Consider the following 26,385-nt stretch of genomic DNA (forward strand, 5'->3'; position numbering starts at 1 on the left):
GATCACGTTCTTGATCAGGGCGGCCGCATCCCGCAGCCGCTTGTTGTAGCCGGGTTGTTTGGGCAGGTACCGGAACAGATGAGTGAGGTGCTCGTGAGCGTGCCGTAACCATCGGGCCTCGGAGGTGAACCCGAGCAGGGCCTGCATCACCGACAACGTCACCAACTCCGCGTCGCTGAGCCGGGGCGTGAACCCGATCTCCGGACGCCACGGTGCCAGGTCGGGAGCGGCCTTCAACAGGTCGTCGATCTTGACATAGAGTGCTGTTGCGAGGGTGTTGATGTCGTTCGTCACAACACGATCTTGAACACCCTCGCTCAATCCTCTTGCCGCAACACCTTGCCGCCCAACCTATTTCGGACCAATACCTCTACTTCTACCCACTGTCGAACTGGAAGCAAGACCATGCGCGTCACCATCGACGGGACACAGATCCGAACCCATGCGGACCTGCACAACGCTCTGTCGGGCCCCCTGGACTTCGGTCCGTACTACGGGCACAACCTGAACGCCCTGTGGGACCGCCTGACCACGGACGTCAAACGCCCGGTCGAGATCGTCTGGGAGAGCTCCGGGGTCAGCCGGGAGCTGATGGGTGTTGAAGCGTTCGAAGCGATCGCCTCCGTGCTGATCGAAGCCGCCGAGCGGGATGTGTCGAACCCGGTGGACGAGAGGCTCACGGTGCGCTTCGCCTGACGGGTGAGTGGACCCCTGAGCGCGGCCTGCCGCAGGCCGCGCTTGATATTTACAAGCACCAGGCCGCACCAAGCCAGGATCACCCCTGGGAATTACCCGTCTAGACCAATACGATCCGGCCGAAGACCAGGGACTCGGCCGCCGTGCCGAATAACGAAGCGTACGGCCGGCGGCACGGTACCGAGGGTAATCGTGGTTTCACCCCTGCTCGATCCAGACACTTTTGTGTTCGAGCCATTCATTGAGAGTGGTAGGGCCGTTCGAGGTTCCGATACCACTTGCCTTCTGTCCACCGAACGGGAGCGCCCAGTGCAGCCGGCGGTAGGTATTCACCCAGATGGTGCCCGCTTCCAGCCGGCGGATCATCCGATGAGCCAAGGGCAGATTTTGTGTCCACACTCCGGCTGCCAACCCGTACTCGCTGTCGTTGGCAAGCTCGATCGCGTGCCGCTCCGAACCGAAGGGCATGGCCACCGCAACAGGTCCGAATATTTCCTCGCGACAGACACGTAAACCGTTGTCTTCGGTCACGAACAGGGTGGGCTCGATGAAGTAACCTCCCGCGTGCTCGCTCTCGGGTGGAAACAGATCGCCGCCGGAACGCCCGCCGAAAATGAGCCGTGCGCCTTCGGCTGCTGCCGAGTCCAGGTACTCCTTGACCTTGTCGAACTGTCCCTCGAAAGCAACCGGACCCATATCGGTGGCGGGGTCGAGTGGGCTACCGAGCACCATCGCCGTGGCGCGGGCCTTCAACTTGTCGACGAACTCGTCGAATATCGGCTCTTCTATGAGGATTCGTGATCCGGCAATGCAGGCTTGCCCCGCGCTGGCCGTGAAGATTCCGGCGGCGACACCGTCCGCGGCGGATTCGAGATCGGCGTCCGCGAACACGATACTCGGCGACTTGCCGCCGAGTTCGAGATTGAGTGACTTGATATTGGCCGACGACGCCTCGGTGATCCGCCGGCCCGTTGCGGTCGACCCCGTGAAGCTGACCTTGCGAACACCCGGGTGTCGAACCAGCGCCTCGCCTGCGGTGCGTCCCTCACCGGTCACGATATTGACGACACCGGCAGGAAAACCAGTTTTCGTGAACAGCTGAGCAGCAACGAGAATCGAGGCGGAGGCACGCTCGGGCGGCTTGACCACCACGGTGTTGCCGGCGGCGAGAGCGGCCGATACCTTGGCCAGAAACATCGCCAAGGGCGCGTTCCACGGGATGATCAGCCCGACTACTCCATAGGGTTCACGCAGGGAATACGTCGTGGCACTCGAGGAGATATCGACCGTTGAGCCGCAGATGGTCTCGGCAAGGCCGGCGTGGTACTCGATCTGCTGTATCGCGCCTGCCACTGCCGGTTCGGCTTCCCGCCGCGGCCTGCCGTTGTCGGTGGCGTCTATGCGCCAGAGATCTGTCTGGTACTCCCGGAGGACCGCTGCCCAGGATCTCAGCGCTACCGCCCGTTCCGCCGCCGGCCTACTGCGCCAGCTTCCGAGTGCTGCAGCCGCATGGCCGACTGCAGCGTCGATATCCGCTGCGTTACCGTCGGGTATCCGCGCCCAGACCCTTCCGGTCGCTGGATCGATACTGTCGATCCAGCGACCGTTCTGTGCGGCGCACAGCTCTCCGCCGATGAACTGGCGGAACATTTCCGGCTGTCGGTCGGTGGGCATGGGCGTCCCTTCCATGGTCATGCGGTTGCGCGGGCGGCCGTACCGGCGTTCACGTCGAGGATCGTTCCGGTGATATGCGGGGTGTGCGGACCGATCAGAAACATCACCGCGGCCGTGATCTCCTCGGGTTCGAGCAACGCGATCGGCTGAAGGTGGTGCTCCATGAGTGCCGGCGCGACATCGTCCCAGACCGGGTTCGCAAGATCCGGCCGCATGGCGCCATACAGGGCCGGGTTGTGCACCATAGGAGTGGATGTATTCCCCGGCGCCACACCGTTCACGTTGATACCGAATGGCGCGAGGTCCTGCGCCGCGGCCTTGACCAGCCCGATGACACCCCATTTGGACGCGACGTACGGCACCGACCCCGGTACCGCCGTCCTGCCCTGGTTCGACGCGGTTACCACGACCCGGCCGTAACCCTGTTCGATCATCTGCGGTCCGGCGGCGCGCAGGCTGTTGAACACACCGGTGAGATTGGACGCGATGACCTCGTCCCACACAGCGGCGTCCGCGTCTTGAATGGAACCACCACCGTAGACGCCAGCATTGGCCAGGAGCACGTCCAGCCGCCCGAATCGATCGACCACGGTGTCGACCGCAGAAAGTGCCTGTTCATGGTCGCCGACATCGCAGACCAGCCCGAGCACACGCACGCCGCGCCGACGTACCAGATCCTCGGTCTCCCGCAGATCGGTTTCGGTGGCTTGCCGATATTCGATCGCCGGCACATCGGTGCATCGGTCCAGGAGGACAACGTCGGCACCCTGCTCGGCAACGGCAAGAGCATGTGAGCGCCCTTGCCCCCGGGCTCCTCCCGTGACGACCACTACCTGTCCCTCGAGGAAGCCCATCTCTACACCTGCTCATTCTTGTGCTCAGCGGTGACCAGGTCACCGAACCGCTCGGCAAGGACGCGGCGTAGTAGCTTGCCGCGACCGCCGGATCCATCGTTGGCATGTGGAAGCTCGTCGGTGACGACCACGCGATCCGGTACCGCGGCAGGGGGAAGAGCCGAGCGCAATGCCGAGTGCAGCACGACGGCATCCGGTTCCGATCCGGGAATCGGTGACACGACCAACAGGATCCGGGTCTCGCCGTTTCCGGTGTCGATGCCCACGGCCCCCGCTTCGCCGACACCCTCCAGCCGAGCTGCGGCCTCCTCCACTTGGGCGGGCATGATCAAAGCTCCCGCCCGTTCGATCGCATCACTGCGGCGCCCCAGCACGGTAAGCCGGTCATCGTCGTCGACCGAACCGACATCACCGCCCATGAACCAGCCGTCTCGCAGCACTTCGGCAGTCGCGTCCGGCCGGCCGTCGTAACCTGACATGACATGCGGTCCGCGCAGTTGGATCGCACCGACCCGGTTGCGGATCGGGTTGCCGTTCTGATCGACGACCCGCACAGCCCCATCGGAGCGGCTCCATCCCACAACGCCCTGCGGAAGATCACCTTCATCGCGCCGCCCGATGACGCTGTAAGGCGCCTCGGTTTGTCCGAAGTAGCCGTAGAGTGCGAGGCCGGGTAGCCGCTCGGTGATCTTGCGTTGCAGGGAAGGCAGTAGCGGCTCACCACCGAGCATCGCAACCCGCAGCGTGCTCAGGTCAGCCTCTTCCTGGCCAGGTATCGACAGCAGCTCGGTGAAAAAGCTCGGCGTCACGCTGATATGGGTGATGCCCTCGTTCGCTATGGTCTGTAATGCCTGCGCCGGCGCGAAGCTGTCTTCGAGCACCAAGCGCATTCCGGCAGCAAGGGCCGGCGCCGCCACCGCGATGAAGCCGACGCCCCAGATGATCGGGCCGGTGCCCAGGGAGGCGCCTCGCCAGGCCGGTACATCACGCCACAGCGCTTGGGCAATGGCCAGTCCGGATGCATGTGTGTACCGAACGGCTTTCGGGAGTCCTGTCGTACCGGATGTGAAGAACAATGCGAGCAGGTCGTCTCCACCGGCACCCAGCGGCGGCTCGTCCTCGGGAGCCCGGGCAATCAGGGGCACGAGGTCGATCGCTTCGCCGTCGTCCTGTGGCTCCCCCACACGTATCCAGCGCTCGATCCGTGGCAGCACTGCGCGAGCTTCGCCGACGACATCGTCGAACTTCGCGTCGTAGACGAACACCGAGGCGTCGATCCGAGACACGATCTGGGTCAACGTGTCATGGGACCAGTACGGGTTCAGCGCGCACAGCACCGAGCCGATCTTCGTCTGCGCCAGGTAGTTCTCGGCAACCGACAATGTCGAATCCAGAAGCGTCGCCACTCGGTCTCCCGGCTGAACTCCGGCCTCGAGCAGCGCATTGCCGACCTTGTTCACACGCCGGTCGAGATCGGCGTAGCTGAGTTGCTGCCCGCCGCGGTAGGTCAACGCAGGCGCATCGGGAGCCCGAAGCGCTTGTATGGACAGCAGTGCAGCACCGAAGTTGGAGTACAAGGATTTCATGTCAGTTTCGCCTGTTCTTGCCGGACTGATGATGTCGGATCGAGGCATTCACGACCCGGGATAGCCGCCACCGCCGAAGCCGCTGTCCAGTGCGTCGTAGTCGGGAACGAAGCCCCGCATCGGGATCGCGTCGACGAAGTCGATCGATCGCGGTTTCTTGTAGGAGGCGATGAGCCGGCGCACATGGGCGATCAGGTCGGGCTCCGCTTCTTCCGACTTCGCCCGTATGACGACGACGGCATGCACAGCCTGGCCCCAGTCGTCGTCGGGGCGCCCGATCACCGCTGCAGCCGAAATATCGGGGTGCGCCAGCAGCGCTCGCTCGACCTCGGCCGGGTAGATGTTCTCGCCACCGGACTTGATCATCCGCAGCTTCGGCCCGATAAACGACAGTGTTCCGTCCGCTTCCCGCCGGCCGAGGTCGCCGGTGTGGTACCAGCCCCCGCGGAACTTCTCGGTATCGAGCTCGGGGCGATTGAAGTAGCCGCTCAGCAGATGACTGCCACGAGCGACGATCTCGCCGACCTGACCGTCCGGAACATCTCGGTCTTCGGGGTCGACGATCCGCACCTGGGTCAGGGGGCTGGGCCGCCCGTGGCTGCCCTGACCGTCGATCCCCAGGGCGTGGTAGGTCAGCATGCCCGCGACCTCGGTCTGGCCGTAGCCGTATTCCGATCGGCCCCACGGGCTGGTGTCGGCCGTGACCATCGTGTTCCATGCCGGGTCCGCAGGCGCGAACCGCAGGCTGGACAGGTCGTACCGGCCCTCACTGTTGGTTTCGACCAGTTGGCTGATCATGGCGGGGAACAGCATGGCTCCTTGGCACCGCTCGCGTTCGATCAGTTCACAGGCGATCTCGGGGTCGAATCGGCGCAGAACGACGTTCGTACCTCCGGTCATCAGTGTTGCGGTGGCGAACATCATTGTGCCGACGTGAAACATCGGTCCGCTGTCGAGAAAGACGAAGCCCTCCTCGATCTGCCGTTGAATGGCGAGAACCGCACCATGTGCGATGAGGGCACGGTGCGACAACAAGGCGCCGTTCGGCCGCCCGTCGAATGCCGCGGTGTAGAGCAGGAGCACCGGATCTCGCTCTTCCACTTCCTCGGCGGGATACTGCGCCGACGACGAGGACAACCATGACTCGTACTCGTCGTCCTCGCTCTCGGTGCACCGAACCCAGCGGCTACCGTCTTCGGGCGCCGACTCTGGTTCGATGCTGCTCACCGATGGATCCCACAGCACCACAGCGGGTTCCAGGTCAGCGACGATGAATCGCAGTTCATCGGCACTCTGCCGCCAGTTCGCTGGACACAGGATCGCGCCGATCTTGGCGGCCGCAACGAGTAGTTCCAGTACGCGGTAGGAGTTTTCGCCGATCCACAGGATGCGGCTGCCGTGCCCGGCTCCCGCCACGGCCAGCGCGCCGGCGAGTAGATCCGTCCGAGCATCGAACTCACCGTAGGTCAAGTGCCATTTCCCATCCACCACCGCAGTCCGGTGGGGCCGACTTCGCCGGTGCTCGCGGACGATATCGGCGAGGGTGAGTTCTGTATACACGTGGTACGCCTTTCGGTGGGACTCCTGCACGTTCCGGTCTCAGCGGAATGCCGGGATGACTTCCTTGGCGAAGAATGTGATCGCCTTCGCCAGATCTTCGAACGGAATGTGCCGGGTGCTGCCGAAGTCACACATGAGATGGTTGAAACCGAATTCCTGGAGCATCGCTATCTGCCCGGTAACGCGTTCGGGATCGCCGATCACTTCCAATTGTTCCCACCGGAAATCGTTACCCACCTGACCACCTTTGAGGTAGCGACCCTCCCAGAATTCGAAGCCCTTGGCGACCTGCCCCGTTTTCGAGTCGATCGGTGCGCTCTTCTCGTTGAAGATCCGCGACCGGTCGAAACTCGCTTCGAAGTGTGCCTGATCGGCCCTGGCCTGCTCGACCGTCGGTGCGAGCCACACTGCACGCGATACCACCAGATCGGTCGCCGAAGTGTCATGTCCGGCCTCTTCGGCAATGCGATGCCAGTTGTCTGCGGCACCGTGGACCTTCTTGAACGGTGCCGCCGGGTCAGCCAGGATGGGGAGCCCCCGGCGGGCATACCGCTCGACGGTCTCGGGACTCACCGCGGCCACGTATATCGGTGGATGTGGTGTCTGCAGGGGCTTCGGTGTCAGGGAAGCTTCCCCGGTGCGGTAGTAGCGGCCTTCGAACCGGAAGGGGTCTCGGGTCACATACCGGTAATGAGGTCGAGGCCTTCGTCGAACCGGTCACGTGCTTCGGCCAGGTCCATGCCGAAGCCCTCGAACTCGACGCTCTGGTACCCCCTACCGAGACCGAGATCGACCCGGCCGCCGGACAACAGGTCGAGCTGTGCTGCCTGCTCGGCCACGTGCAGTGGATTGTGCAGCGGTAGTACAACCACACCGGTTCCGAGGCGGAGTTTCTCGGTACGAGCAGCCAGATAACCCAGCATCGTGAAGATGCTCGGTACCGTTCCGTAGTCGCGGTCGTCGAGTGGGCCAGGCCGGCGGGCATGGTGATCGGTATGGAAGCCCGGGGCTCGGTGATCTCTGTCGGCCACGCGACGTCCGAAACAGCGGCGAAGTCGTCGTGGACCGGCGGCCGGCCTTCCGATTCGGCCCGCGCTTCTCGGCGAATACGCTCCGGATCCGCTGCCCCGAACACAATCCGGCCACCCGGTGCTCACTCGCACGGATACCGCGGGCCGGCAGCTCGCCGGCGATGAATCGGTAGCCGAAAGGCGGGTTGTCGGAATGGATATCGAGAGCAGCGGGGAAGAAATCCGCCCGAAGCAGGGTGGCCCGGCATCGCTCGACAACGCCCTAGGAACCGGCGACCTCGGCGGCCACTCGCCGATAACGGGCGAGCACTCCCGGATTCCGCTGCGCGGTGTAGGTGCCGATATCGGATACCGGCCAGGTCGGTGGTCGGTATCCGCCGGACAGTATCCACGCCGCTTGCCGTGCGGCACCGTCGGCAACATACTCGCCGGGTTGCGGAACATGCACGGAGACCCCGAGTACGGACGGGGCGATCTCACGAACCGCGGCCGACCGGGCGCCACCGCCGACCAGAGTGATCTGCTCGATCGAAACGTTCTGCTCACGAACAGCTTCCAACGCGTCGGCCATCAAGCAGAGCAGACCCTCGACTGATGCGCGCGCGAAGTTCTCCCTTGTCATGGAGGACAACGTCATACCCTCGAGCATGCCGGTGGCGTGGGGAAGATTCGGGGTCCGCTCTCCTTGCAAGTAGGGCACATGGACCATGCCACCCGCACCCGGGGCGGCGCTCAACGCCAGCGCATCGAATTCGTCGTGGTTCACACCGAGTACCGCGGCCATGGCGTCGAGAACCCGCGTCGCATTGAGTGTGCAGGCCAGTGGCAAGAATTTGCCGGTGGCATCGGCGAATCCGGCCACCGACCCGGTGGGATCGGCCGATCGATGCTCCGAAACCGCGGCCACCACACCGGAGGTACCCAGCGAAAGGAAAACCCGGCCGACGTCCAATCCGAGCCCCAACGCCGCCCCGGCATTGTCACCGCATCCGGGCCCGATCATCGTGCGGGAAAGGCCGAGTCGGGAAACTCCCATACCGGCCTGCTCACAGGGACCGTGGACGCGGGGCAGCACCAGGGAGCGGATAGCTTCCTCGTGGCGCCGCAGAGCCAGTCCGAGCAGGTCACGTCGGTAGATTCCGGACACCGCGTCGAAGTAACCGGTCCCCGAGGCATCGGAGCGGTCGGTTACCAGATCGTCCAGTGAGCCGGCGCCGCGCAGGCGCCAGGTGAGCCAGTCGTGCGGCAACGCCACCGCCGCGATGCGTGCGGCATTGCCGGGCTCGTGGTCCGCCAGCCACCGCAGTTTGGCGACGGTCAGCGCGGCCACCGGCACCGTGCCGACAGCCTCGACCCAGCGGCGAGCGCCCAGCACACGGTCGCCGTCACCGAGTTCGCGGACGAGCGCGTCGGCCGCGTCGGCCGACCGTGTGTCGTTCCACAGCAAGGCGGGCCGGATGACCCGGCCGTCCTTGTCGAGACACACCATGCCGTGTTGCTGTCCGCCGATCGACACTGCGGCCACGTCGTCGAGCCCACCTGCTCGCTCGAAGGCGAGCTGCAACGCATTCCACCAGTGCTCCGGATCGAGCTCGGTACCTGACGGGTGTTCCGCGGCACCGTGGCGAACCAGCCGGCCGGAGTCGGCGTCGCGTACCACGACCTTGCATGCCTGGGTCGAGGAATCCACACCGGCAACCAGCGTCATCTGTCGCGCCACGAACATCCTCCAATCAACAGATCGGTCGGCACCGGGGCAGCCGACCGGGCGAGCGCGGATCAGTATTTCTCGTAGCTGCCGATGGCGGCGACTTTCGCCGCCGATGCCGATTCGGGGTCGAAGTGGTACCCGAGCCATTCCTTGACCAGCCGACGGGCCAATTCGAGGCCGATGACGCGCTGCCCGAAGCACAGCACCTGCGCATCGTTGCTCAGTACCGAACGCTCGACCGAAAGGCTGTCGTGCGCGGTGACCGCGCGTATCCCCGGTACCTTGTTCGCGCTGATCGCCACACCGAGGCCGGTGCCGCAGATCAGCAGTGCGCGATCCGCTCCGCCGGCGGCGACCGTCCGCGCCGCGGTGACCGCAACATGCGGATAGGCGGTGTGCTCACCGTTTCCGATGCCCACATCGATCACTTCGGCGACCCGGTCGTCGGCCTCGAGATCGGCCGTGAGGGCGTTCTTGTAGTCGAGCCCGGCGTCATCGCACCCGACCACGATCCTGAGCAATTCGGTCATCGGTGCGCTCCTTCTGTGAGGATCGGTTCGAAGAAATCGGCGACGACTCGCGCGCATATCGCCAGTGAGATCGCGCCCGCGTCGGGACTACCGATACTGCGTTCTGCGAGCGGACGCGCCCGGCCGACCTTGGGACGCAATTCGGCCGTCGCGCGGGCTGCGGACTCGGCGGCGGCGGCCGCACTGTGCCAGGGCGCACCGCTTTCGGCCACCTCGATGAGCGGCAGCAGGGCGTCGAGCATGGTCTTGTCGCCCGGTCGGGCTTTGCCCAGGCGAGTGAGCGAGTCATAGGCGACCCGCAGTCCGGCGACGATATCGGCGTCGGTGGGGCGGCCGGCATCGCCGAGCCGGTCCCCCAGTGCGGTCAGCGCCGCCCCCCACAGCACGCCCGAGGTGCCGCCCGCCTGCGCCGCCCACGCTTCACCGGCGGCCCTGAGCACTCCGCCCTGGCCTGCCCCGCGTGCGACGGCCGCGTCGGCGGCAGCGCCGGCCGCGGCAGTGCCCCGGACCATGCCTCGCCCGTGGTCGCCGTCACCGGCGATCGCGTCGATGCGGCCCAGTTCCGCTTCCGCCTCGACCATTGCCGAGGCGACAGCGTGCAGCGCCCCGGCGACGGCGACGCCGCCCTGTCGTGCGGCGTCGTCCGCGGGCGCCGCGGTATCCGCGTGATGGTGGGTGTGGGTGACAGCGTTGCGACGAGCCGCCGGCGGAGCCTCGGCGATGCTTCCGCGGCGATACGCCGGGGTATCTGCCGGCGCGGTCCAGAACCGTTCCAACTCCTCGTCGAGCCACATCACGGTCAACGAGCATCCGGCCATATCGAGGCTGGTCACCAGCTCGCCGACCTCCGGCTGGACCACCGCGTAGCCTGCCGTGCGCAGCAACTCGGCGGCGGTCGCCCACACCACGAACAATTCCTCGTACTTGGTGCGCCCGAGCCCATTGAGAATCACCGCGATTCGTGTACCGGCGCCCGCCGGCTTCTCTTTCAGCACCCCGGTCACCAGTAGTTCGGCGAGTTCACCGGCGCTCGGCATCTCGTGGGTGGCGACGCCCGGCTCGCCGTGGATTCCGAGACCCAGCCCCATTTTTCCGCCTTCGATGGTGAACAGCGGCGTCGAGGCACCGGGCAGAGTACAGCCGTCGAAGGCGACACCGAGTGTGCGCGTGTTGTCGTTGGCCAGGGTCGCGACCCGGAATACACCGTCCAGGTCATAACCCGCCTCCGCCGCCGCGCATGCGCATTTGAACACCGTGAAGTCACCCGCGATACCACGACGCGCGGCGATATCGTCGGCTGATCCGCTGGCGATATCGTCGGTGACTGCCACGTAGCGGGCCGGGATACCCTCGGCAGTCAACTGCTCGACCGCCAAACCGAAGTTCATCACATCGCCCGCATAGTTGCCGGTGGTCAGCAAGACCCCGGCGCCGCCGTCGGCGGCTCTGGCCACCGAGGCCGCGGCGGCTGCCGAGGGGGAAGTGAAAATGTTGCCGACCACGGCGCCATCGGCGAAACCGCGACCCACCAGCCCGCAGAACGCGGGATAGTGGCCCGTTCCCCCACCGACGATCACGGCGACTTTGCCCGGCGGCGGCGCAGTCGCGCGAACCACCCCGCCCGGAACACCCGCGACGTATCCCGCGTTGGCGTCGAGAAATCCGGCCAGCATATCGTCGGTGAACGATGCCGGGTCGTTGTACAGCCGCGTCATCAGATGCCCTCTATCGCAATCGTTGTCCGGATTCGGGATCGAACAGGTACACCCGTTCCGGCGGTACCGTCAGCGCGACCTGCTGGTGCACCGCGAAGTCCTGCTGGGCCGGGGTCTCGACCAGTACGGGCTCCGCGATACCGGGTACCTCCAGCGCCGCGCGGCCGAACTCCATCAAGTGTTCGAAGTAACGCACCGACGCCGTCAGCCGGCCGGGGCCGGCCGGCTCGATGGAGAGCCGGCTGTCCTGTGGCCGGATACCGACCGCGACCTGCTGACCGTCCGCGACCGTCGAGACAGCGACGGGTACCGTACCGCTGCCGATCTGGACGACCGTGCCTGCACCGTCTCGGCGGACCACACCGTCGACCATGTTGATCTGCGGCTCACCCACGAATCCGGCGACGAAGCGGTTGGCCGGATCGTCGAAAACCTCGTCGGGTGTGCCGAACTGCTGGATGATTCCGCCGTCCATGACGGCGAGCCGGTCCGCCAGGCTCAGCGCCTCTACCTGGTCGTGGGTGACCACGATCGTGGTGTAGCCGAATTCCCTTTGCAGCACCTTCAATTCGCGCCGGACCCGCTGCCGCGCCGAGGCGTCCAGATGCGAGAGGGGCTCATCCAGCAGCAGTACCGGCGGATTCCGGACCAGCGCCCGTGCCAGCGCGACCCGCTGCTTCTGCCCGCTGGACAGGCTCGCGGGCCGCAGGTCGAGCACATCCTGCAATTCCAGCCGCTGCGCGATATCACTGACAAGCCGGTCGGCGTCCGCGACCTTGCGCGCCTTCAACCCGTAGCCGAGGTTCTGCCGCACCGATAGCGGCGGATACAGAGCATAGCTTTCGAATCCCACCCCCACACCACGCTTCCCGGGCGGCAGGTTGGTGATGGTGCGGTCGCCGATGCGGATATCGCCACTGGTCACCGTCTCGAGACCGGCGATCATCCGCAGAGTGGTCGTCTTGCCGCAGCCCGATGGACCGAGCAATGCGACGAGTTCGCCGGGTTCGATATCGAGCTCGATGCCCTTGACGGCCTGGAAGCTTTCCCGTCCGCGTGCGACGTAGGTCTTGGTGAGGCGCTCGAGGGTCAACCGCTGCGCCGTCGATTCGTTTCTGGTTTCGGCTGTCATCGCCGCTCCTGGGAGTTGGATGCGGCAGCACCGAGCCGGGGACTGTCGCTGCCGGGTTCGCCTGCTTCGAAGATGTGCACATCGGCCAGCGGTACCGTCACCACCACGGTGCTGCCCTCGCGAATATGCGGTCCGCCCGGTGACAGCGCTATCAGCGACGTTTCGCCGATATCGACGGATACCTCGATACTGCGCCCGAGTCGTTCGGTCAGCGTGATCACGCCGGTCAGGTTCGCCGATCCGGGTGCGGTGCTCGCTCCGGCGGCGAGGGTGATATCGCAGGGGCGGATGCCGAGCCGGACATCGCTGCCTGTGCCGAGGCCGAGTTCGGTAGGCACCGGAATCTCGACGCTGCTGCCGGGGACCCGCAGCGCGCCACCATCGACGATCGCGTCGACGATGTTGATTTCCGGCTGGCCGAGCGCCTTGGCCACGAAGGTGTCGACCGGCCTGCGCCAGATGGCCTCCGGCGTATCCACCTGCACCAGCTTCCCGTCGCGCAGTATGGCGATTCGGTCGCCCAGCGCCAGAGCTTCCTGGTAGTCGTGGGTGACGTAGACGGTCGTCGTATTCGACATCCGCCCGAGCTCGCGCAGTTCCGCGCGCATGGCCGCACGCAGTTTCGCGTCCAGGTGAGACAGGGGTTCGTCGAGTAGATAGACGTCCGCGGGCCGGATCAGCACCCGGCCCAGGGCCACGCGCTGGCGCTGCCCGTTGGACAGTTCCCGTGGAAACCGTTGCTGCAGATGATCGATGCCGAGCGTCACAGTGACGGCATCGACGCGCTCCTGCTGCTGAGCCGCGGAGTACTTCCCGTTACGCCCGGAGCGCAACGGGGAGGAAAGGTTCTGCGCCACCGTCTGCTGTGGATACAGGGCGTAACTCTCGAACGCCATCGCCACATTGCGGTGATAGGGCTCGACGTTCGTCATCTCCGCACCGCCGATATGTACCGAACCACCATCCACCTGGATCAGCCCGGCGATCGATTTCAGCGTGGTGGTCTTACCCGCACCCGAGGGACCGAGGATGACGAAGAATTCGCCGTCGGCGATATCGAGGGATATATCGTCGATGCCGACCGCCTTACCGTAGTGCTTGGTGAGTCCGTTGACCGTCAGATCCGCCATCAGGATTTCACCGCCCCGAAGGAGAGGCCGCGCACCAGGTATCGCTGGATGGTGAGCGCCAGAATCAGTGGTGGTAGCGCCGCGATCACCGCGGCAGCAGCCGTGAGGTTGTAATACGCCTGACCGCCACCACCGAGGTATTTCGTGATCGCCACGGTCACGGTGGCGGCATTGCTGTCGGCCAGGATCAGCGGGAACACGTAGTTGTTCCAGGCGAAGATGAACGCGAGCAGTGCCGCGGCGGCGATACCCGGCCGCACGAGCGGCAGCGCGACCATAACGAAGGCCCGCCGGCGGGTGTATCCGTCCAGTAGAGCGGCCTGTTCCAGATCTTCCGGCAGATCTTGGAAATAGGACCGCAGGATCCACACCACCAGCGGCATCGTCACCAGCTGGAGCACCCACACCATGCCGACCTTGGTGTCGAACAAGCCGATCTGGTTATAGATGACGAAGAGCGGAACGATCACCATCAGTTCGGGAGCGAACCGGAACGAGAGCATGGTGAACATCAGGTCGTTGGAGCCTTTGTACTGCCACCGGCCCGCCGCATAGGCGGCGGGAATACCGATGACCAGGGAGACGATCACCGCGCCACCGCAATTGAGCAGGCTGGTGACCAGTGCCGCCTTGAAGTCCACGCTGGTGAGTTCGGTGCCTTTCCCGCTCAGCACCGTACCGAAGTTCTCCAGAGTGGGACTGAATGTGAAGTAGGTGGTGGTCTGTTGCGCCGGCGTCTTCAACGCCAGCAGGACCATCCACACGATGGGGAACAGCGAGAAGACGAACCAGCCGATCAGCACGATATCCGCGCCCACCGAGGCCGGGGTGAAACGGCGCTGCCCGGGTAAGAGTTCCTTGGCCATGATCTACGACTCCGCTCCGGCAGCGCGACGCTGCGCCTTTCCGAGCACGCTCACGAGGACGCGTGCGGTGATGAACACGATCACCCACAGCAGGAACATGTAGGTGCTGCCGCGGGAGTAATCGAGGTTGATGATGGAGTCCTCGAAGGCACCGATCTGCAGGGTCCGCGTCGCTACGCCAGGCCCCCCCGAGGTGAGGACGTAGACCGCGTCGAAAACCTTGAGGTTGTCCATGAAGCGGAAGATGACCGCGACCAGGATGTAGGGCCACAGCATCGGCAGCATGAGCTTGCGGAACATGTAGAACCAGCTCGCGCCGTCCACTGCCGACGCCTCGAACGGTTCCTTGGGCAGCGAACGGATGCCGGCGAGCACCAGGATCGCGACGAACGGAGTGAAGATCCACAGATCCACCAGGATCACCGACCACAGGGCATTGTCACTGCTGAGCCAGTCGAAGGTGGATCCGAGACCGAGGATATGGTTGAGCACGCCGAACTGCGGGTTGAACATCAGCTTCCAGATGACGGCCGCGATCACCGGCGCGATCATCAGCGGCAGGATCAGCACCTTCTCGAATATCCGCCCGATGATGCTGGAGCGGTTGAGCAGGAGGGCGATGCCGACGCCGACGAACGTCTCGAGGACGGTGGCCACGATCGCGAAGGTGCCGGTGATCCGGACACTGGTCCAGAATTCGACGTCCCCCAGCACGCTCACGTAGTTGCGGATTCCGACGAAGATCGGATCAGGGTTCACCGCGGCGTAGTTGAGCACCGAGTAGTACGCGCCGATCACGAACGGGTAGAGAATCCCCACGACGATCAGCACCGCCGGAATCGACAGCAGGTACGGCCGCAGCGACCGCCGCCATCGCGGCACCTCCGGAGGGTCGGTCCGCTTCGCTGTACCCGGCTTTCCCGGGTCGGCATGTGACGGTGGACGCACCGATTGAGTGGTCATGTCGACCTCCCCTTTCTTCGACCCACGCCGGGTCAGAGATTGACCTTCGACGTACAGGTCTTGGCCAGGCTGGCCAGCCGGGACCGGGCGCTCGCACCGCCGTAGATGTCCTGCAGCGCGACGGACCAGTCCTCCGTGGTGTCGAAGAACTTCTTCTGCGGCGTGAACTGGATCTTCGAGCTGCCGATCACCGTCTCGAAGGCTTCCAGGTAGCCGGGCATCCCGCCGAGCTGCTGTTTGAACACACCGTCGAAGACCGACTTGCGTACGGGATCGGCAAAGATCCCGCCCCGCACGGCTTTCGAGAGGGCTTCCTTACCGGTCACCCACTGGATGAACAACCAAGCGGCATGCTTGTTCGTCGACTGGGCGTTCATTGCCAGAGACCAGGTCCACAGGTTGGTGTTGTAATTTCCACCCGGTCCGGCGGGGCCCGGATACCAGCCGATATTGCCCGCTTGCGCACTGGCACCCGGCTTGTTCTTCGGGTAGGTCGCGCTGTCGGCGTCGTAGACCATCATCGCGGTGCCGTCACCGAGATCGCCGGTGGCCTGGGGATAGTCGTAGGTGGTCCACGACGTCGGCCCGGCCAGGCGCTGCATTTCGATCCACTTCTCGGTGAAGTCCACCGAGGCGTCCGAGGCCATGGCGGCCTCGAGCCGGCCGTCGACGAGTTCGTAATCCTTCGCGCCCTCCCTGACGAATTGCGTCATGAAGCCGGGATGGATGGTGGCCCACGATTTGGATCCGCGGGTGGCGATGCCGTATCTGTTCTGGGAACGGTCGGTGAGATCGACGGCCAGCTGGACGAAATTGCCGAAGGTGTCCGGCAACGTGATCTTGCGCTGGTCGAAATAGGCCTTGTTGTAGGCGACCACGTTGTTTTCGAAGCCCCACGGGATCGCCCACTGTCCGCCGGTACCGAGCGGGCTGCCGAGTTCGAAGTCCCATCGGGTGGAGGTGCGCAGACCCTCGTAGATGTCCTCGAAGTCGTATTCGTCACTGGTGGCCGAGGAGTTGGCGATCCACGGGGCCAGATCCTCGAGCCAACCGGGAGGCCCGTACTGCCAGATGAAGTAGGCACCCAGCATGAAGACATCGTGTTTACCGGTGCCACCGGCCAATTCGGTGTTCAGCTTGGTGAAGTAGTCGGCCTCCGGCACCAGATCGGTGTCGACCGTGATACCGGTCAGCCGGGTGAACTCGGCCAGCAGTGGTTGCAGCGACTGCTGGTACGGGTGCGGCGTTTGCAACAGGTGCAGAGTCGTCCCCTCCGCGGCGCGCCAGTCGAAGGGTCCGCTCACCTCACCCGCACCGTTGACGGCCTCGAAACCGCCACCCACGCCGCAGGCCGAGAGCACCGGTAGCGCCGCGGCGGCCGCACCGGCCAGGCCCAGAGCCCGTAGCATGTCCCGGCGCGAGAACTGATTTCTGCTCATATTAACTGTTCCTCATCGAACTTTTCGGCAGGTCAGGACGGAATCAGCGAAACCTTCACCGATTCGGTTCCACTGGCCACCAGATCGAGACCTCTTTGAAAGTCGCTGAGCGGCAGCTGATGTGTACAGATCTTGTCCATCGGCAAGATGCCCGACTCGAGCATGCGGATGGCGGCCGGCCAGCAGTGCGGGCCCAGATGCGCGCCGCGCACATCGAGTTCCTTGTCGTCGCTGATGATGCTCCAGTCGACGGAGACATCACTGCCGAATACGCCGTACTCGACATAGGTTCCCAACTTGCGCAACAGGTTCAAACCCTGCGGTACGGCGGAGGGATGGCCGGTGCCTTCCAGGTAGACATCGGCGCCATAGCCGTCGGTGAGTTCCATGACGATGGCCTGGGCGTCCTCGTCGCGGATGTTGATCACGATATCGGCGCCGCACTCACGAGCCAGCAGCAACTTCTCCGGTGCCATATCCAGCGCGATGACATGGGCAGGACTCTTGGCCCGCGCACCGGCCACCATGCCGAGACCGATCGGACCACAACCCGCCACCACCACGACATCGTCGAAGGTGATACCCGCCCGCTCGACAGCGTGCAGCGAACACGACAGCGGCTCGGTGAATGCGGCGTGTGCGGCCGGAAGGTCCTTGGACACCTTGTGCACCAGCGCTTCTGCGGGATAGACCATGAACTCCGCCATAGCGCCCGGGGTCCGGCGCTTGAAACCGTAGAGGTCGTGCGGTTTGCACATGTGGTACTGCCCGCGTAGGCAGTACCGGCATTTCCAGCACGGCACGATCTGCTCGGAGACCACTCGGTCCCCTACCCCGACCCCCCAGCGGGCTGCGCCGGCGGCATCGATTTGCACGATTTCGCCGACGAATTCGTGGCCGGGGATCACTTCCGTCTCGGCCCACGCGGGGCGGTTCTCATCGCCCCAGAACTTCGGCGCCCCGTGGTAGCACTTCAGATCGCTCGCACAGATGCCCACTGCCTCGACCCGCACCAGCGCTTCGCCGGGCCCCGGTACCGGAACGGGAACCTCTTGCAGCCGGTAGTCCTCGGGACCGTGGCAGATCACCGCTTGCATCGTCTCCGTCATCACCACTGCCCTTCATCCCTATGTTCCCGATCACACTAACCCAGGTCGGCACATTGGTCCAGAACGAATGTTCACGGAATTATTGGCTTGAACCGATGTGCAATGCGATACTGCCGTCATGCACAGCAGCTCCGAAACTCGCGCGCCGACGAGCGCCGAGGGTGGCCGCTTCGCGCCGTCGCAGCTCTACGCGGCCGCGAAAATGTACTACGACGAGGACGCCACCCAGGCCGAAGTCGCCCATAAGCTGGGCGTGAGCCGGGCCACCGTGAGCAGGCTGCTGTCCGAAGCCCGCCGGCAGGGCATCGTCCACATCGAAGTCCGCGCACCCCATGCCCACGACCGCGGTGATCTCGCGGACACCCTCGCCGACGCGATCGGGTTGCGACGGGTGTTTCTGTCCGCGCCGCTACCCACGCCGACCCCGGCCAAACCGACCGTGGAGGTGATGGGCAGCTTCCTCGCACCCGCGGTCTCCCGCGCACTTTCGGAGGTCGGGCTGGTCCCCGGAGACGTGCTGCTGGTCTCGTCGGGACGCACCGTCCACCAAGTTGCGCAGTTCGACCTCGAGCGCATCCCCGGCGTCCTCGTCACCCCGACCGTAGGCGGCAACGACCAGCCCGAGGAGTGGTATCAGACCAACGAGATCACCCGGCTCATCTCCAACAAACTCGGCGGCCGGCCGAACTACCTGTTCGCGCCCGCCCTGCCCGGACCCGAGCTCTACGACACCCTGCATGCCGATCCGTCCATTCAGCGCGTACTGAATCTGTGGCCACGGGCACGGTGCGCACTCATGGGCGTCGGTGCGCCGCCGCTGCTGCGCGATGACATACCGCAGTTCGTTCCCACTACCTCCGCATCCCTGCGCGAAGCGGTGGGCGATGTGTGTTCGCGGTTCTACAACCGGGAGGGCGAACCCGTCGACTTTCCCGGCCGCGAACGGCTGATTGCCGTGGAATTGTCCGTGCTCCAGAAAATTCCGGTAGGGATCGCCGTGGCCGTCGGCGCGGAGAAGGTGCCCCCGATTCTCGCCGGGGCGCGCGCCGGATACTTCAACCAGCTCGTCACCGATCCGTCGACCGCACAACAGCTTTTGGAGAATCTGTGAACTCGATTCGTCTCGACGGTAAGCGCGTCCTGATCACCGGTGCGTCGAAAGGCATCGGGGCCGATATCGCCGAGACTTTCGCCGAGGCGGGCGCTTCGCTCGTGCTCTCCGGTCGCGACCAGGAGGCACTGGACGTCCAGGCCCGGAACCTGGAGCAGCAGTACGGCGTTCGCGTCACGGCAGTGGCCGCAGATCTCGCCGATGCGGACGCTCCCACGAGATTGGCCGCCGAGGCCGCGGCGGCCTTCGGTGGGCTCGACGTGCTCGTCAACAACGCGGGCATCTCACATCCGGAAATGGTCACCGACCTGACGGCGGCAACGTTCGACGAGGTCCTCACCGTCAATCTGCGCGCCCCGGCACTGCTCGCCGCCACCGTAGGTGCCGCGATGGCCCGTACGGGCGGCGGATCGATCGTGACCGTCGCTTCCGCGGCTGCCCTGCGCGCACTGCCCGAGCACTATGCGTACTGCACGTCGAAGGCGGGCCTGGTGATGGCGACCAAGGTGCTGGCACTCGAGCTCGGGCCCGACGGCGTGCGCGCGAACTCCGTGTGCCCCACCATTGTGCTCACCGATATGGGCCGCAAAGTCTGGGGTGAGGAAGCGAAGGCTGCGCCGATGCTGGCCCGCATCCCGCTGGGCCGCTTCGCCGCACCCGCGGAGGTGTCCGCGACAGCGCTGTTCCTCGCCTCCGACCTCGCCTCGATGATCAACGGCGTCGACGTTCCGATCGACGGTGGTTACGCGGTCAGCTGAGCCGAGTCAGGGTATGCACCTGGTCCCGGGTGGCCGGATACAGCTGCAGCCACGTCTCGTACAGGGCGTCGTATCGCTCGCGGTGGTCCGGGTTCGGCACGATTTCGCGGGCTATTCGCGTCCAATCGGTCTCCGGTGCGACCAGTCCCACGCCGATAGCGGCCAGCAGGCCGTCACCGTAACTCGCGCCGATGGTCTGTTCCGGCTGTAGCTGGGTCAACCCGGTGATATCGCTGAGCGCCTGCGCCCACACCGGACTGCGCAGCCCCCCACCGACACCGACCGCCCGCAAGACCGGCGAATCGGCGTTGTCGAACATCTCCAGAATCTGGCGGATCCCGAAGGAGATTCCCTCGTAGGCCGCGCGGAACAGATGGCCGCGCCCGTGCCGCAGCGTCAGCCCGGCGACGATACCGCGGGCGTCGGGATCGAATACCGGCGTGCGTTCGCCGGCCAAGTAGGGCAGCATCAACAAGCCCTCCGAGCCGGGCGGCACCGCTGCGGCCTCGGCCGTCAGTACGTCGAATGGGGCTCCGCCGGTCACCTTCTGCAACCAATTGGCCAGCGTACCCGCGGTCGAAGTGCCCGCCGCGAGCGCGAAAGTGCCCTCCTGGACACCCGTCGTCGTCCACAGCGCCGGGTTCGTATGGAACGATTCCAGCACCTGGACCAGGAACATCGTCGATCCGTACATCAGCATGAGATCACCGGGATCGCGCACACCCACGCTGAATGCCTCGGCATAGGCATCCACGGTGCCCGCAACGACCGGCGTGCCCGCCGGAATCCCGGTCTCCGCGGCCGCCCGCGCGGTCACCCCGCCGACCACCTCCGACGGCCACACGAGCCGGGGCAGCGGCAGCGCGCCCAGAACTCGCCCGGCCCATTCGGCGTTCCAGTCGAAGTCGCGAATCGAATACAGTGGATCGCATTGGCTGGCCGTGTGATGGTCCTGAACATACTCACCGGTCAGCTTCGCCACGACGAATGAATTCGAGCCGTACCAGCGGCGTGCACGAGCGAACGCCTCCGGCTCGTTCTTGCGCACCCATTCGATCTTCGGGCCGACCGCCTGACTCGACAGCGATTTGCCCGTCCGCGACAGGATCTTCTCCGCGCCGAACAACTCGGTGAGTTCGGCGATCTCCACCGATGCCCGGGTGTCGATGCCGTACAGAATGGCGGGCCGTACCGGCTCGAGATCCTCGTCGCACAACACCAGGCACGGACCGACACCGCTGACGCACATTCCGGCGATCCGCGCCCCCGACGGTACGGCGGCCATCAGTGTGCGACTGATCGCGCATACCTCCGCCCACCACAAGCCCACCGCGTCCACCTCGGCCCACCCCGGCCGCGGCATCGACATCTCATGACTCACCTGATGCTCGGCAACCACCACCCCATCCGGGCGTACGAGCACCCCCTTACTACTCCCTGTCCCCATATCGATACCGACGAACAGCTCCACAAACGTCAGCTTAGGGGCTGCTGCACGGATAGGAGACACGAACGGCTTGCCGAGAGGCGAGCCGGACCGCCGCGAATAAGGCCTGGCATCCGAGGGTCACACCGGGCATGATTCGCGGAACTGAGCAACCGGGGAATGGCGATGAACGAACGGACGACACACACTCTGTGGCGGCCCACCGGGCCGGAGGAGTTGGCGCTGGTCGAGGCATCGGAATGGACGGCGTGGCCACCGCGGCTGCCCGAGCAGCCGATCTTCTATCCGGTGTTGAACGAGGACTACGCGATACGTATCGCACGAGACTGGAATGTTGCGGCATCGGGCGCCGGCTACGTGACCCGGTTCGAGATCGATGCCGATTTCGCGGCCAGGTATCCCGTCCGCCGGGCCGGCGGGCAAACGATCCTCGAACTGTGGGTGCCCGCCGGGGAACTCGAGGAATTCAACCGCCACATCGTGGGCCGCATCGAAGTGGTGCACGAATTCCGGTAGGTTCCGGAAACCCGATGCGGGCCAGTCCACGGTAGGCCGGCGGCCGGGCGATGGTGGTGCACGGACCTCACCCGGCACCGATCAGGTTCGGGCCGGGTGTATCGCGCTGTCGTGCTCGAAGCGGTCGCGGGACCGCCCGATCACCGGTAATCTCTCGTGGCCCGCTGCCTCACACTCCGGCTGCACTCAACCGCCCGGTCGACCGAGGAGGCGATGAACGAACGTCTCCACCAGTTCTCCGCCGCCGCAGGCAGCGGAGAATACAATCGACAGATCGTCGAACGCGCAAGGGCATAACCTCGCCCGATTCGTACGCGACCTTCCGCTGATTGCCCTGATCCGTGAGGGCACAGATATTGTAGTGGACTACTCTTTCTGGTCACGACGCAAACGCACCGAATACCGTGATCTCATCGAGCACCTCGGTTCCACAGCGGTGACGCTGTATGTCGACACGCCGCGGGATGTGGCTCTCGCCCGAGTTGCCGCGCGCAGCGGTTCCCGCATCGACGACGTCGCTTTGACGCCGTCCCAGGCGGAATCCTATTACGACCACTTCGAAGTACCGACACGAGACGAAGGCCCGCTCATCGTCGTCTCCGGAACGGCGTCGACGGAAATTCCGCGGTGGCCATGAATGTGAGGACACTCGCGCGGCGTCGTGGAGATCGGATCAGAGTCCCAGGAATCTTTCCGCGTTGCGGTGGGTGATCAGGTCGCGAGTTGTGTCACCCAGGAACTGGCTGTTGCGCACCACCTCACCGACGGGCCGCTCACCCAGCGGATACGGGTAGTCGCTGCCGGCCATCACCCGTTCGGCGCCGACGGTGTCGACCAGCACCCGGAGGACGCGCTCGTCGAATACCACCGAGTCCACGTAGAAACGACCGATGTGGTGAGACGGCGGAAACTCCGAGGTTCCGATGATGTCGTTGCGGCCGTGCCAGGCGTTCTCCGTGCGACCGAGCCAGAACGCGAACGAGCCGCCGCCATGGGCGAAGGCGATCTTCAGGCGTTCGTCGACGCGGTCGAAGACGCCGCCGAGAACCAGCGCCAGGATCGACAGGTGGGTCTCCGCCGGCATCGAGGTGAGCCAGCGCGACATCCACCGATCCATACGCGGGGAGCCGGGCATGTCCCACGGAGGCATGGAGACGGGGACACCGTTCGTCGTTCCTGTCCTGCCTTGTGATTCCCGAGCCAGAGACCACCATCTCCGACATCAACGACAGTGTGCCGGGACAGTTCTCGGAATCCTTCGTCCGGCCGGCCGGGCGGCAGCACTGCCGCCCGGCCGGATTCAGTGCACGAGAGCGGGGAGGACGAGGTCGCGGTAACGGCGCTTCATGGTCTCGATCACTTCCTGACCGTCGCCGGCCCAGATATCCGCATTGAAGATTTCTACCTCGACGTCACCTCGGTAACCGGCGGCGCGAACCCACCCGCCGATAGCCGCGAAGTCGATGACACCGTCGCCCATCATGCCGCGCGACAGCAGCGGTTCGGCGGTCATCGGGTTCAGCCAGTCACAGACCTGGTACGAGCTGATCCGTCCGGCGGCGCCGGCCTGTGCAATCCGTTCTTCGAGAGCCGGATCCCACCAGATATGGAAGGTGTCGACCACCACGCCCACGGTGTCCGCCGGATACGGCTCGGCCATCGCCAACGCCTGGCCGAGAGTGGAAATCACGGCTCGGTCGGCGCAGAACATCGGATGGAGTGGCTCGAGGGCGAGGCGGACGCCGCGTTCGGCCGCGTACGGGGCCAGCAGTGCAAGCCGCTCGTCCACCAGTGCCCGGGCGGCCGCGAGGTCGCGGTCGGGCATTCCGCCCACCACCATCACGAGCTCCCGAGTCCCCAGTGCCGCCGCGTCGTCGATGGCACGGCGGTTGTCGTCGAGCGCCGCCTGGGCCTCGCCCGGTCCGGTCAGGAAGCCGCCGCGGCACAGGCTGGATACCCGCAGCCCCGCGTCGGCGACGATCTTCGCCGCCGACGCGACACCGATTTCGTCGACACGATCGCGCCACAATCCGATCGCGCCGAGCCCCGCTCGGGCGGCGCCGTCCGCCGCTTCGGCGAGTGTCCACCGCTTGGTCGTCACCGTATTCAGCGACAGCGCACGGTAGGGATCGGCCAGATCGAACGGAGACTCCTGTGCCGCAACCGTTGTCATGACGTCAATCCGTTCAGTTCGAGGTAGATCCGCATTCGATGCGCGGCCAGTTCCGGGTCCGGAAAGAGTCCGGCCTTGTCCGCGAGCCGGAACAGTTCGGCCAGGTGGGTCACGGACCGCCCCGTGGACAGCCCGCCGACCATCGAGAAGCCGGGTTGCTTGCCGTTGAGCCAGGAAAGAAATGCGATTCCGGTCTTGTAGTAATAGGTCGGCGCGGCGAAGATGTGGCGCCCGAGCGCCTGGGTGGCGCCGAGGATATCCGACGCACGCGTCACGTTTCCGTTGTCGAGTTCCTGTAGCGCGGTGGACGCGGCCGGGTAGATCGCGGCGAAGATCCCCAGCAGCGCATCAGAATGCCCTTGCGCGTCACCGATGATCAGCTCCGGATAGTTGAAATCGTCGCCGGTGTACAACCGCACGCCCTCGGGGAGTGCGCGTCGTAAGTCGATCTCGTGTGCCGCGTCGAGCAGTGAAACCTTGACTCCGTCGATCTTCGATCGGTTGTTCTCGATAAGCGTGCGGAAGGTCTCGGTGGCGGTGTCGATATCGGCGCTACCCCAATATCCGTGCAGCGCGGGATCGAACATGGTGCCGAGCCAGTGCAGGATCACCGGCCGGTCAACGCCGGCCAGCAATTTCTCGTAGACGGATACATAGTCGGCTGCCGACCGGGCGACCTGCACCAACGCCCGGGAAGCCATCAGGATCACCTGGGCTCCTGCGTCGGTGACCACGTCGATCTGCTCGCGATAGGCGTCGACGATCGCCGCGAGTCCGGCCGGTCCGGTGGGTAGCCCGGCAAGGTCGAGCTGATCGGTTCCGGCTCCGCAGGCCAGCCTGCCACCCGCCGATGCGGCCTCGGCACCGGAGCGCCGGATCAGTTCCGCTGTCGCTTGCCAGTCGAGCCCCATTCCGCGCTGGGCAGTGTCCATGGCGTCGGCGACACCCAGCCCGTAGGACCATAGTTCGTGCCGGTAGGCCAGTGTCGCGTCCCAATCGACCGCCGCGGGGGCACCTGGTGTGTTGTCCGCCGTAGCGCGCGGAATGACGTGCGCGGCAGCGAAGGCCACACGCGAGGTGATCGGCCGGGCCGGCCGGGTCCACACTCCCGGAGCACCGAGAACGTACGATTCGAACCGTCCGCCGAGGGGCAGCACGACCGACACACCCGTGGATGCCGCGGTCACAGGGTCACCTCCGGGATCTCGATCCGGCGGCCTTCTGCGGAGCTACGTAGTCCCAGTTCGGCGAGTTGCACTCCACGCGCGGCGGAGAGCATCCCGTAGCGGTGCGGCCGTCCGTTCACCACGTCGGTGAGAAACTCCTCCCACTGCAACTTGAACCCGTTGTCGAGCTCCGCGTTCGCCGGCACGTCCAACCACTGGTCGCGGAACGGCTCGGTAACCGGGAGATCCGGATTCCAGACCGGTTTCGGTGTGTGCGAGCGATGCTGGGCAACACATTTGCGCAGACCGGCGACGGCAGATCCGTGCGTGCCGTCGATCTGGAACTCGACGAGCTCATCGCGGTACACGCGCACCGCCCACGACGAGTTGATCTGGGCGATCACGCCGTTCTCCATCTCGAAGATCCCGTAGGCGGCATCATCGGCGGTGGCCGGATACGGCTTGCCCGCTTCGTCCCATCGGGTGGGGATATGGGTGGCCGCCTTGGCGGTGACTGCCTCGACCTTGCCGAGCAATCCCTCGAGCACGTAGTTCCAATGGCAGAACATATCGACGACGATGCCGCCGCCGTCCTCGGCCCGGTAGTTCCAGCTGGGTCGCTGGGCGGGCTGGCCGTCGCCTTCGAAGACCCAGTATCCGAATTCGCCGCGCAGCGAGAGGATCCGGCCGAAGAACCCTTCGTCGACGAGCCGGCGCAACTTCACCAGACCGGGGAGGTAGAGCTTGTCGTGGACCACGCCCGCGGTGACCCCGGCGTTCGCGGCGACCCGGGCGAGTTCGACGGCCTCGGTCAAGGTTTCGGCAGTCGGTTTCTCGGTGAAGACGTGCTTACCCGCCTTCATCGCGGCGGCCAGGGCCTCGGCGCGCCGGGAGGTGACCTGCGCGTCGAAGTAGATATCGATCGACGGATCGGCGATCACGGCGGCGGCATCGGTACTCCATTCGGTGATCTCGTGGCGTTCGGCGAGTTCGGCCAGTTTGGTGGCATTGCGGCCGACGAGGACCGGCTCCACCCGGATACGGGTACCGTCCGGGAGCAGCAGCCCGCCGCTGTCGCGGATCGGGAGGATGGAACGCACAAGGTGCTGGCGGTAGCCCATGCGGCCGGTGACGCCGTTCATGGCAATGCGGAGCGTGCGCTGCGGAGTGGAATCGGGCATGGCTGGGTGCCTCTTCTGATTTGCGTGGCTGACGACC

The 26,385-nt window shown here is 65.4% G+C and carries 24 protein-coding genes and 3 pseudogenes; 5 read left to right on the forward strand and 22 right to left on the reverse strand.

What is annotated here, in order from left to right; genetic code table 11:
* Window positions 1–294: pseudogene (locus tag NFL01S_RS22225) on the reverse strand (IS982 family transposase); the annotation flags it as partial.
* Between the two features lie 111 nt (window positions 295–405).
* On the opposite strand from NFL01S_RS22225, the gene NFL01S_RS22230 reads away from it, so the two are divergent.
* The gene (locus NFL01S_RS22230) at window positions 406–696 is read left to right on the forward strand and encodes a barstar family protein (protein ID WP_062978226.1); all 291 of its coding nucleotides are present in this window, start codon (window positions 406–408) and stop codon (window positions 694–696) included.
* A 198-nt stretch (window positions 697–894) separates the two neighbouring features.
* On the opposite strand, the gene NFL01S_RS22235 is transcribed toward NFL01S_RS22230, so the two are convergent.
* The 16 genes and pseudogenes from NFL01S_RS22235 to eltD form a co-directional block, all read right to left on the reverse strand.
* Complete coding sequence (locus NFL01S_RS22235) at window positions 895–2,370, reverse strand: aldehyde dehydrogenase family protein (protein ID WP_063916023.1); 1,476 nt, start codon at window positions 2,368–2,370, stop codon at window positions 895–897.
* 17 nt (window positions 2,371–2,387) lie between these two features.
* Window positions 2,388–3,224 (reverse strand): SDR family NAD(P)-dependent oxidoreductase, encoded by an 837-nt coding sequence (locus NFL01S_RS22240; RefSeq protein WP_062978227.1) that lies wholly within the window; start codon window positions 3,222–3,224, stop codon window positions 2,388–2,390.
* 2 nt (window positions 3,225–3,226) lie between these two features.
* Entirely contained in the window at window positions 3,227–4,810 is a 1,584-nt protein-coding gene (locus tag NFL01S_RS22245; RefSeq protein WP_062978228.1) for a class I adenylate-forming enzyme family protein, read from the reverse strand.
* Window positions 4,811–4,858: 48 nt separating this feature from the next.
* Window positions 4,859–6,370 (reverse strand): AMP-binding protein, encoded by a 1,512-nt coding sequence (locus NFL01S_RS22250; protein ID WP_062978229.1) that lies wholly within the window; start codon window positions 6,368–6,370, stop codon window positions 4,859–4,861.
* Window positions 6,371–6,409: 39 nt separating this feature from the next.
* Window positions 6,410–7,051 (reverse strand): LLM class flavin-dependent oxidoreductase, encoded by a 642-nt coding sequence (locus NFL01S_RS22255; protein WP_062978230.1) that lies wholly within the window; start codon window positions 7,049–7,051, stop codon window positions 6,410–6,412.
* A complete protein-coding gene (locus tag NFL01S_RS37835) occupies window positions 7,048–7,401 on the reverse strand; it encodes an LLM class flavin-dependent oxidoreductase (protein WP_062978231.1) in 354 nt (117 codons plus the stop codon). Before NFL01S_RS37835 ends, NFL01S_RS22255 begins: the two co-directional genes overlap by 4 nt.
* Window positions 7,380–7,612 (reverse strand): annotated as a pseudogene (locus tag NFL01S_RS37055) (IS3 family transposase); the annotation flags it as partial. The gene NFL01S_RS37835 and the pseudogene NFL01S_RS37055, both read right to left, overlap by 22 nt.
* A 51-nt stretch (window positions 7,613–7,663) precedes the next feature.
* Window positions 7,664–9,109: a xylulokinase gene (gene xylB / locus NFL01S_RS22265; protein WP_062978499.1), complete on the reverse strand. Its 1,446-nt coding sequence runs from the start codon at window positions 9,107–9,109 to the stop codon at window positions 7,664–7,666.
* Window positions 9,110–9,180: 71 nt separating this feature from the next.
* Window positions 9,181–9,642: a ribose-5-phosphate isomerase gene (locus NFL01S_RS22270; RefSeq protein ID WP_062978232.1), complete on the reverse strand. Its 462-nt coding sequence runs from the start codon at window positions 9,640–9,642 to the stop codon at window positions 9,181–9,183.
* The gene (locus tag NFL01S_RS22275) at window positions 9,639–11,357 is read right to left on the reverse strand and encodes a dihydroxyacetone kinase family protein (RefSeq protein ID WP_062978233.1); all 1,719 of its coding nucleotides are present in this window, start codon (window positions 11,355–11,357) and stop codon (window positions 9,639–9,641) included. Before NFL01S_RS22275 ends, NFL01S_RS22270 begins: the two co-directional genes overlap by 4 nt.
* 10 nt (window positions 11,358–11,367) lie before the next feature.
* Window positions 11,368–12,489 (reverse strand): ABC transporter ATP-binding protein, encoded by a 1,122-nt coding sequence (locus NFL01S_RS22280; RefSeq protein ID WP_062978234.1) that lies wholly within the window; start codon window positions 12,487–12,489, stop codon window positions 11,368–11,370.
* Window positions 12,486–13,619: an ABC transporter ATP-binding protein gene (locus NFL01S_RS22285; protein ID WP_062978235.1), complete on the reverse strand. Its 1,134-nt coding sequence runs from the start codon at window positions 13,617–13,619 to the stop codon at window positions 12,486–12,488. Before NFL01S_RS22285 ends, NFL01S_RS22280 begins: the two co-directional genes overlap by 4 nt.
* Entirely contained in the window at window positions 13,619–14,485 is an 867-nt protein-coding gene (locus NFL01S_RS22290) for a carbohydrate ABC transporter permease (RefSeq protein ID WP_062978236.1), read from the reverse strand. Before NFL01S_RS22290 ends, NFL01S_RS22285 begins: the two co-directional genes overlap by 1 nt.
* A gap of 3 nt (window positions 14,486–14,488) precedes the next feature.
* A complete protein-coding gene (locus NFL01S_RS22295; protein ID WP_062978237.1) occupies window positions 14,489–15,448 on the reverse strand; it encodes a carbohydrate ABC transporter permease in 960 nt (319 codons plus the stop codon).
* A gap of 32 nt (window positions 15,449–15,480) precedes the next feature.
* Window positions 15,481–16,887 (reverse strand): ABC transporter substrate-binding protein, encoded by a 1,407-nt coding sequence (locus tag NFL01S_RS22300; protein WP_062978238.1) that lies wholly within the window; start codon window positions 16,885–16,887, stop codon window positions 15,481–15,483.
* A gap of 32 nt (window positions 16,888–16,919) precedes the next feature.
* On the reverse strand, window positions 16,920–17,996 hold the full coding sequence (eltD, locus tag NFL01S_RS22305; RefSeq protein WP_062978500.1) for an erythritol/L-threitol dehyrogenase: 1,077 nt from the start codon (window positions 17,994–17,996) through the stop codon (window positions 16,920–16,922).
* Between the two features lie 118 nt (window positions 17,997–18,114).
* Between eltD and NFL01S_RS22310 the strand changes: the two genes are divergently transcribed.
* Both NFL01S_RS22310 and NFL01S_RS22315 read left to right on the forward strand, forming a co-directional pair.
* Complete coding sequence (locus NFL01S_RS22310) at window positions 18,115–19,107, forward strand: sugar-binding transcriptional regulator (protein ID WP_062978239.1); 993 nt, start codon at window positions 18,115–18,117, stop codon at window positions 19,105–19,107.
* Window positions 19,104–19,865: an SDR family NAD(P)-dependent oxidoreductase gene (locus NFL01S_RS22315; protein WP_062978240.1), complete on the forward strand. Its 762-nt coding sequence runs from the start codon at window positions 19,104–19,106 to the stop codon at window positions 19,863–19,865. The genes NFL01S_RS22310 and NFL01S_RS22315 overlap by 4 nt, the downstream gene beginning before the upstream one ends.
* On the opposite strand, the gene NFL01S_RS22320 is transcribed toward NFL01S_RS22315, so the two are convergent.
* Window positions 19,858–21,336 carry an FGGY-family carbohydrate kinase gene (locus NFL01S_RS22320; protein ID WP_062978241.1) on the reverse strand — a complete coding sequence of 493 codons (1,479 nt, stop codon included), beginning with the start codon at window positions 21,334–21,336 and terminating at the stop codon, window positions 19,858–19,860. The genes NFL01S_RS22315 and NFL01S_RS22320 overlap by 8 nt on opposite strands.
* Before the next feature lie 141 nt (window positions 21,337–21,477).
* Here NFL01S_RS22320 and NFL01S_RS22325 point away from each other — a divergent pair, with 141 nt between their 5' ends.
* Both NFL01S_RS22325 and NFL01S_RS22330 read left to right on the forward strand, forming a co-directional pair.
* On the forward strand, window positions 21,478–21,828 hold the full coding sequence (locus NFL01S_RS22325; RefSeq protein WP_062978501.1) for a hypothetical protein: 351 nt from the start codon (window positions 21,478–21,480) through the stop codon (window positions 21,826–21,828).
* Between the two features lie 265 nt (window positions 21,829–22,093).
* On the forward strand, window positions 22,094–22,465 hold the full coding sequence (locus NFL01S_RS22330; RefSeq protein WP_084493138.1) for a P-loop nucleotide/nucleoside kinase family protein: 372 nt from the start codon (window positions 22,094–22,096) through the stop codon (window positions 22,463–22,465).
* Between the two features lie 36 nt (window positions 22,466–22,501).
* On the opposite strand, the pseudogene NFL01S_RS22335 reads toward NFL01S_RS22330, so the two are convergent.
* The 4 genes and pseudogenes from NFL01S_RS22335 to NFL01S_RS22350 all read right to left on the reverse strand — a co-directional run.
* Window positions 22,502–22,990: pseudogene (locus NFL01S_RS22335) on the reverse strand (amidohydrolase family protein); the annotation flags it as partial.
* 138 nt (window positions 22,991–23,128) lie between these two features.
* A complete protein-coding gene (locus NFL01S_RS22340; RefSeq protein WP_062978243.1) occupies window positions 23,129–24,001 on the reverse strand; it encodes a sugar phosphate isomerase/epimerase family protein in 873 nt (290 codons plus the stop codon).
* Window positions 23,998–25,188 (reverse strand): dihydrodipicolinate synthase family protein, encoded by a 1,191-nt coding sequence (locus tag NFL01S_RS22345; RefSeq protein ID WP_062978244.1) that lies wholly within the window; start codon window positions 25,186–25,188, stop codon window positions 23,998–24,000. The genes NFL01S_RS22340 and NFL01S_RS22345 overlap by 4 nt, the downstream gene beginning before the upstream one ends.
* Window positions 25,185–26,348 carry a Gfo/Idh/MocA family protein gene (locus NFL01S_RS22350; protein ID WP_062978245.1) on the reverse strand — a complete coding sequence of 388 codons (1,164 nt, stop codon included), beginning with the start codon at window positions 26,346–26,348 and terminating at the stop codon, window positions 25,185–25,187. Before NFL01S_RS22350 ends, NFL01S_RS22345 begins: the two co-directional genes overlap by 4 nt.
* Between the last annotated feature and the right edge of the window lie 37 nt (window positions 26,349–26,385).

It is taken from the genome of Nocardia flavorosea NBRC 108225 (assembly GCF_001613385.1).
In the GTDB taxonomy this organism is placed as follows: Bacteria; Actinomycetota; Actinomycetes; order Mycobacteriales; family Mycobacteriaceae; genus Nocardia; species Nocardia flavorosea.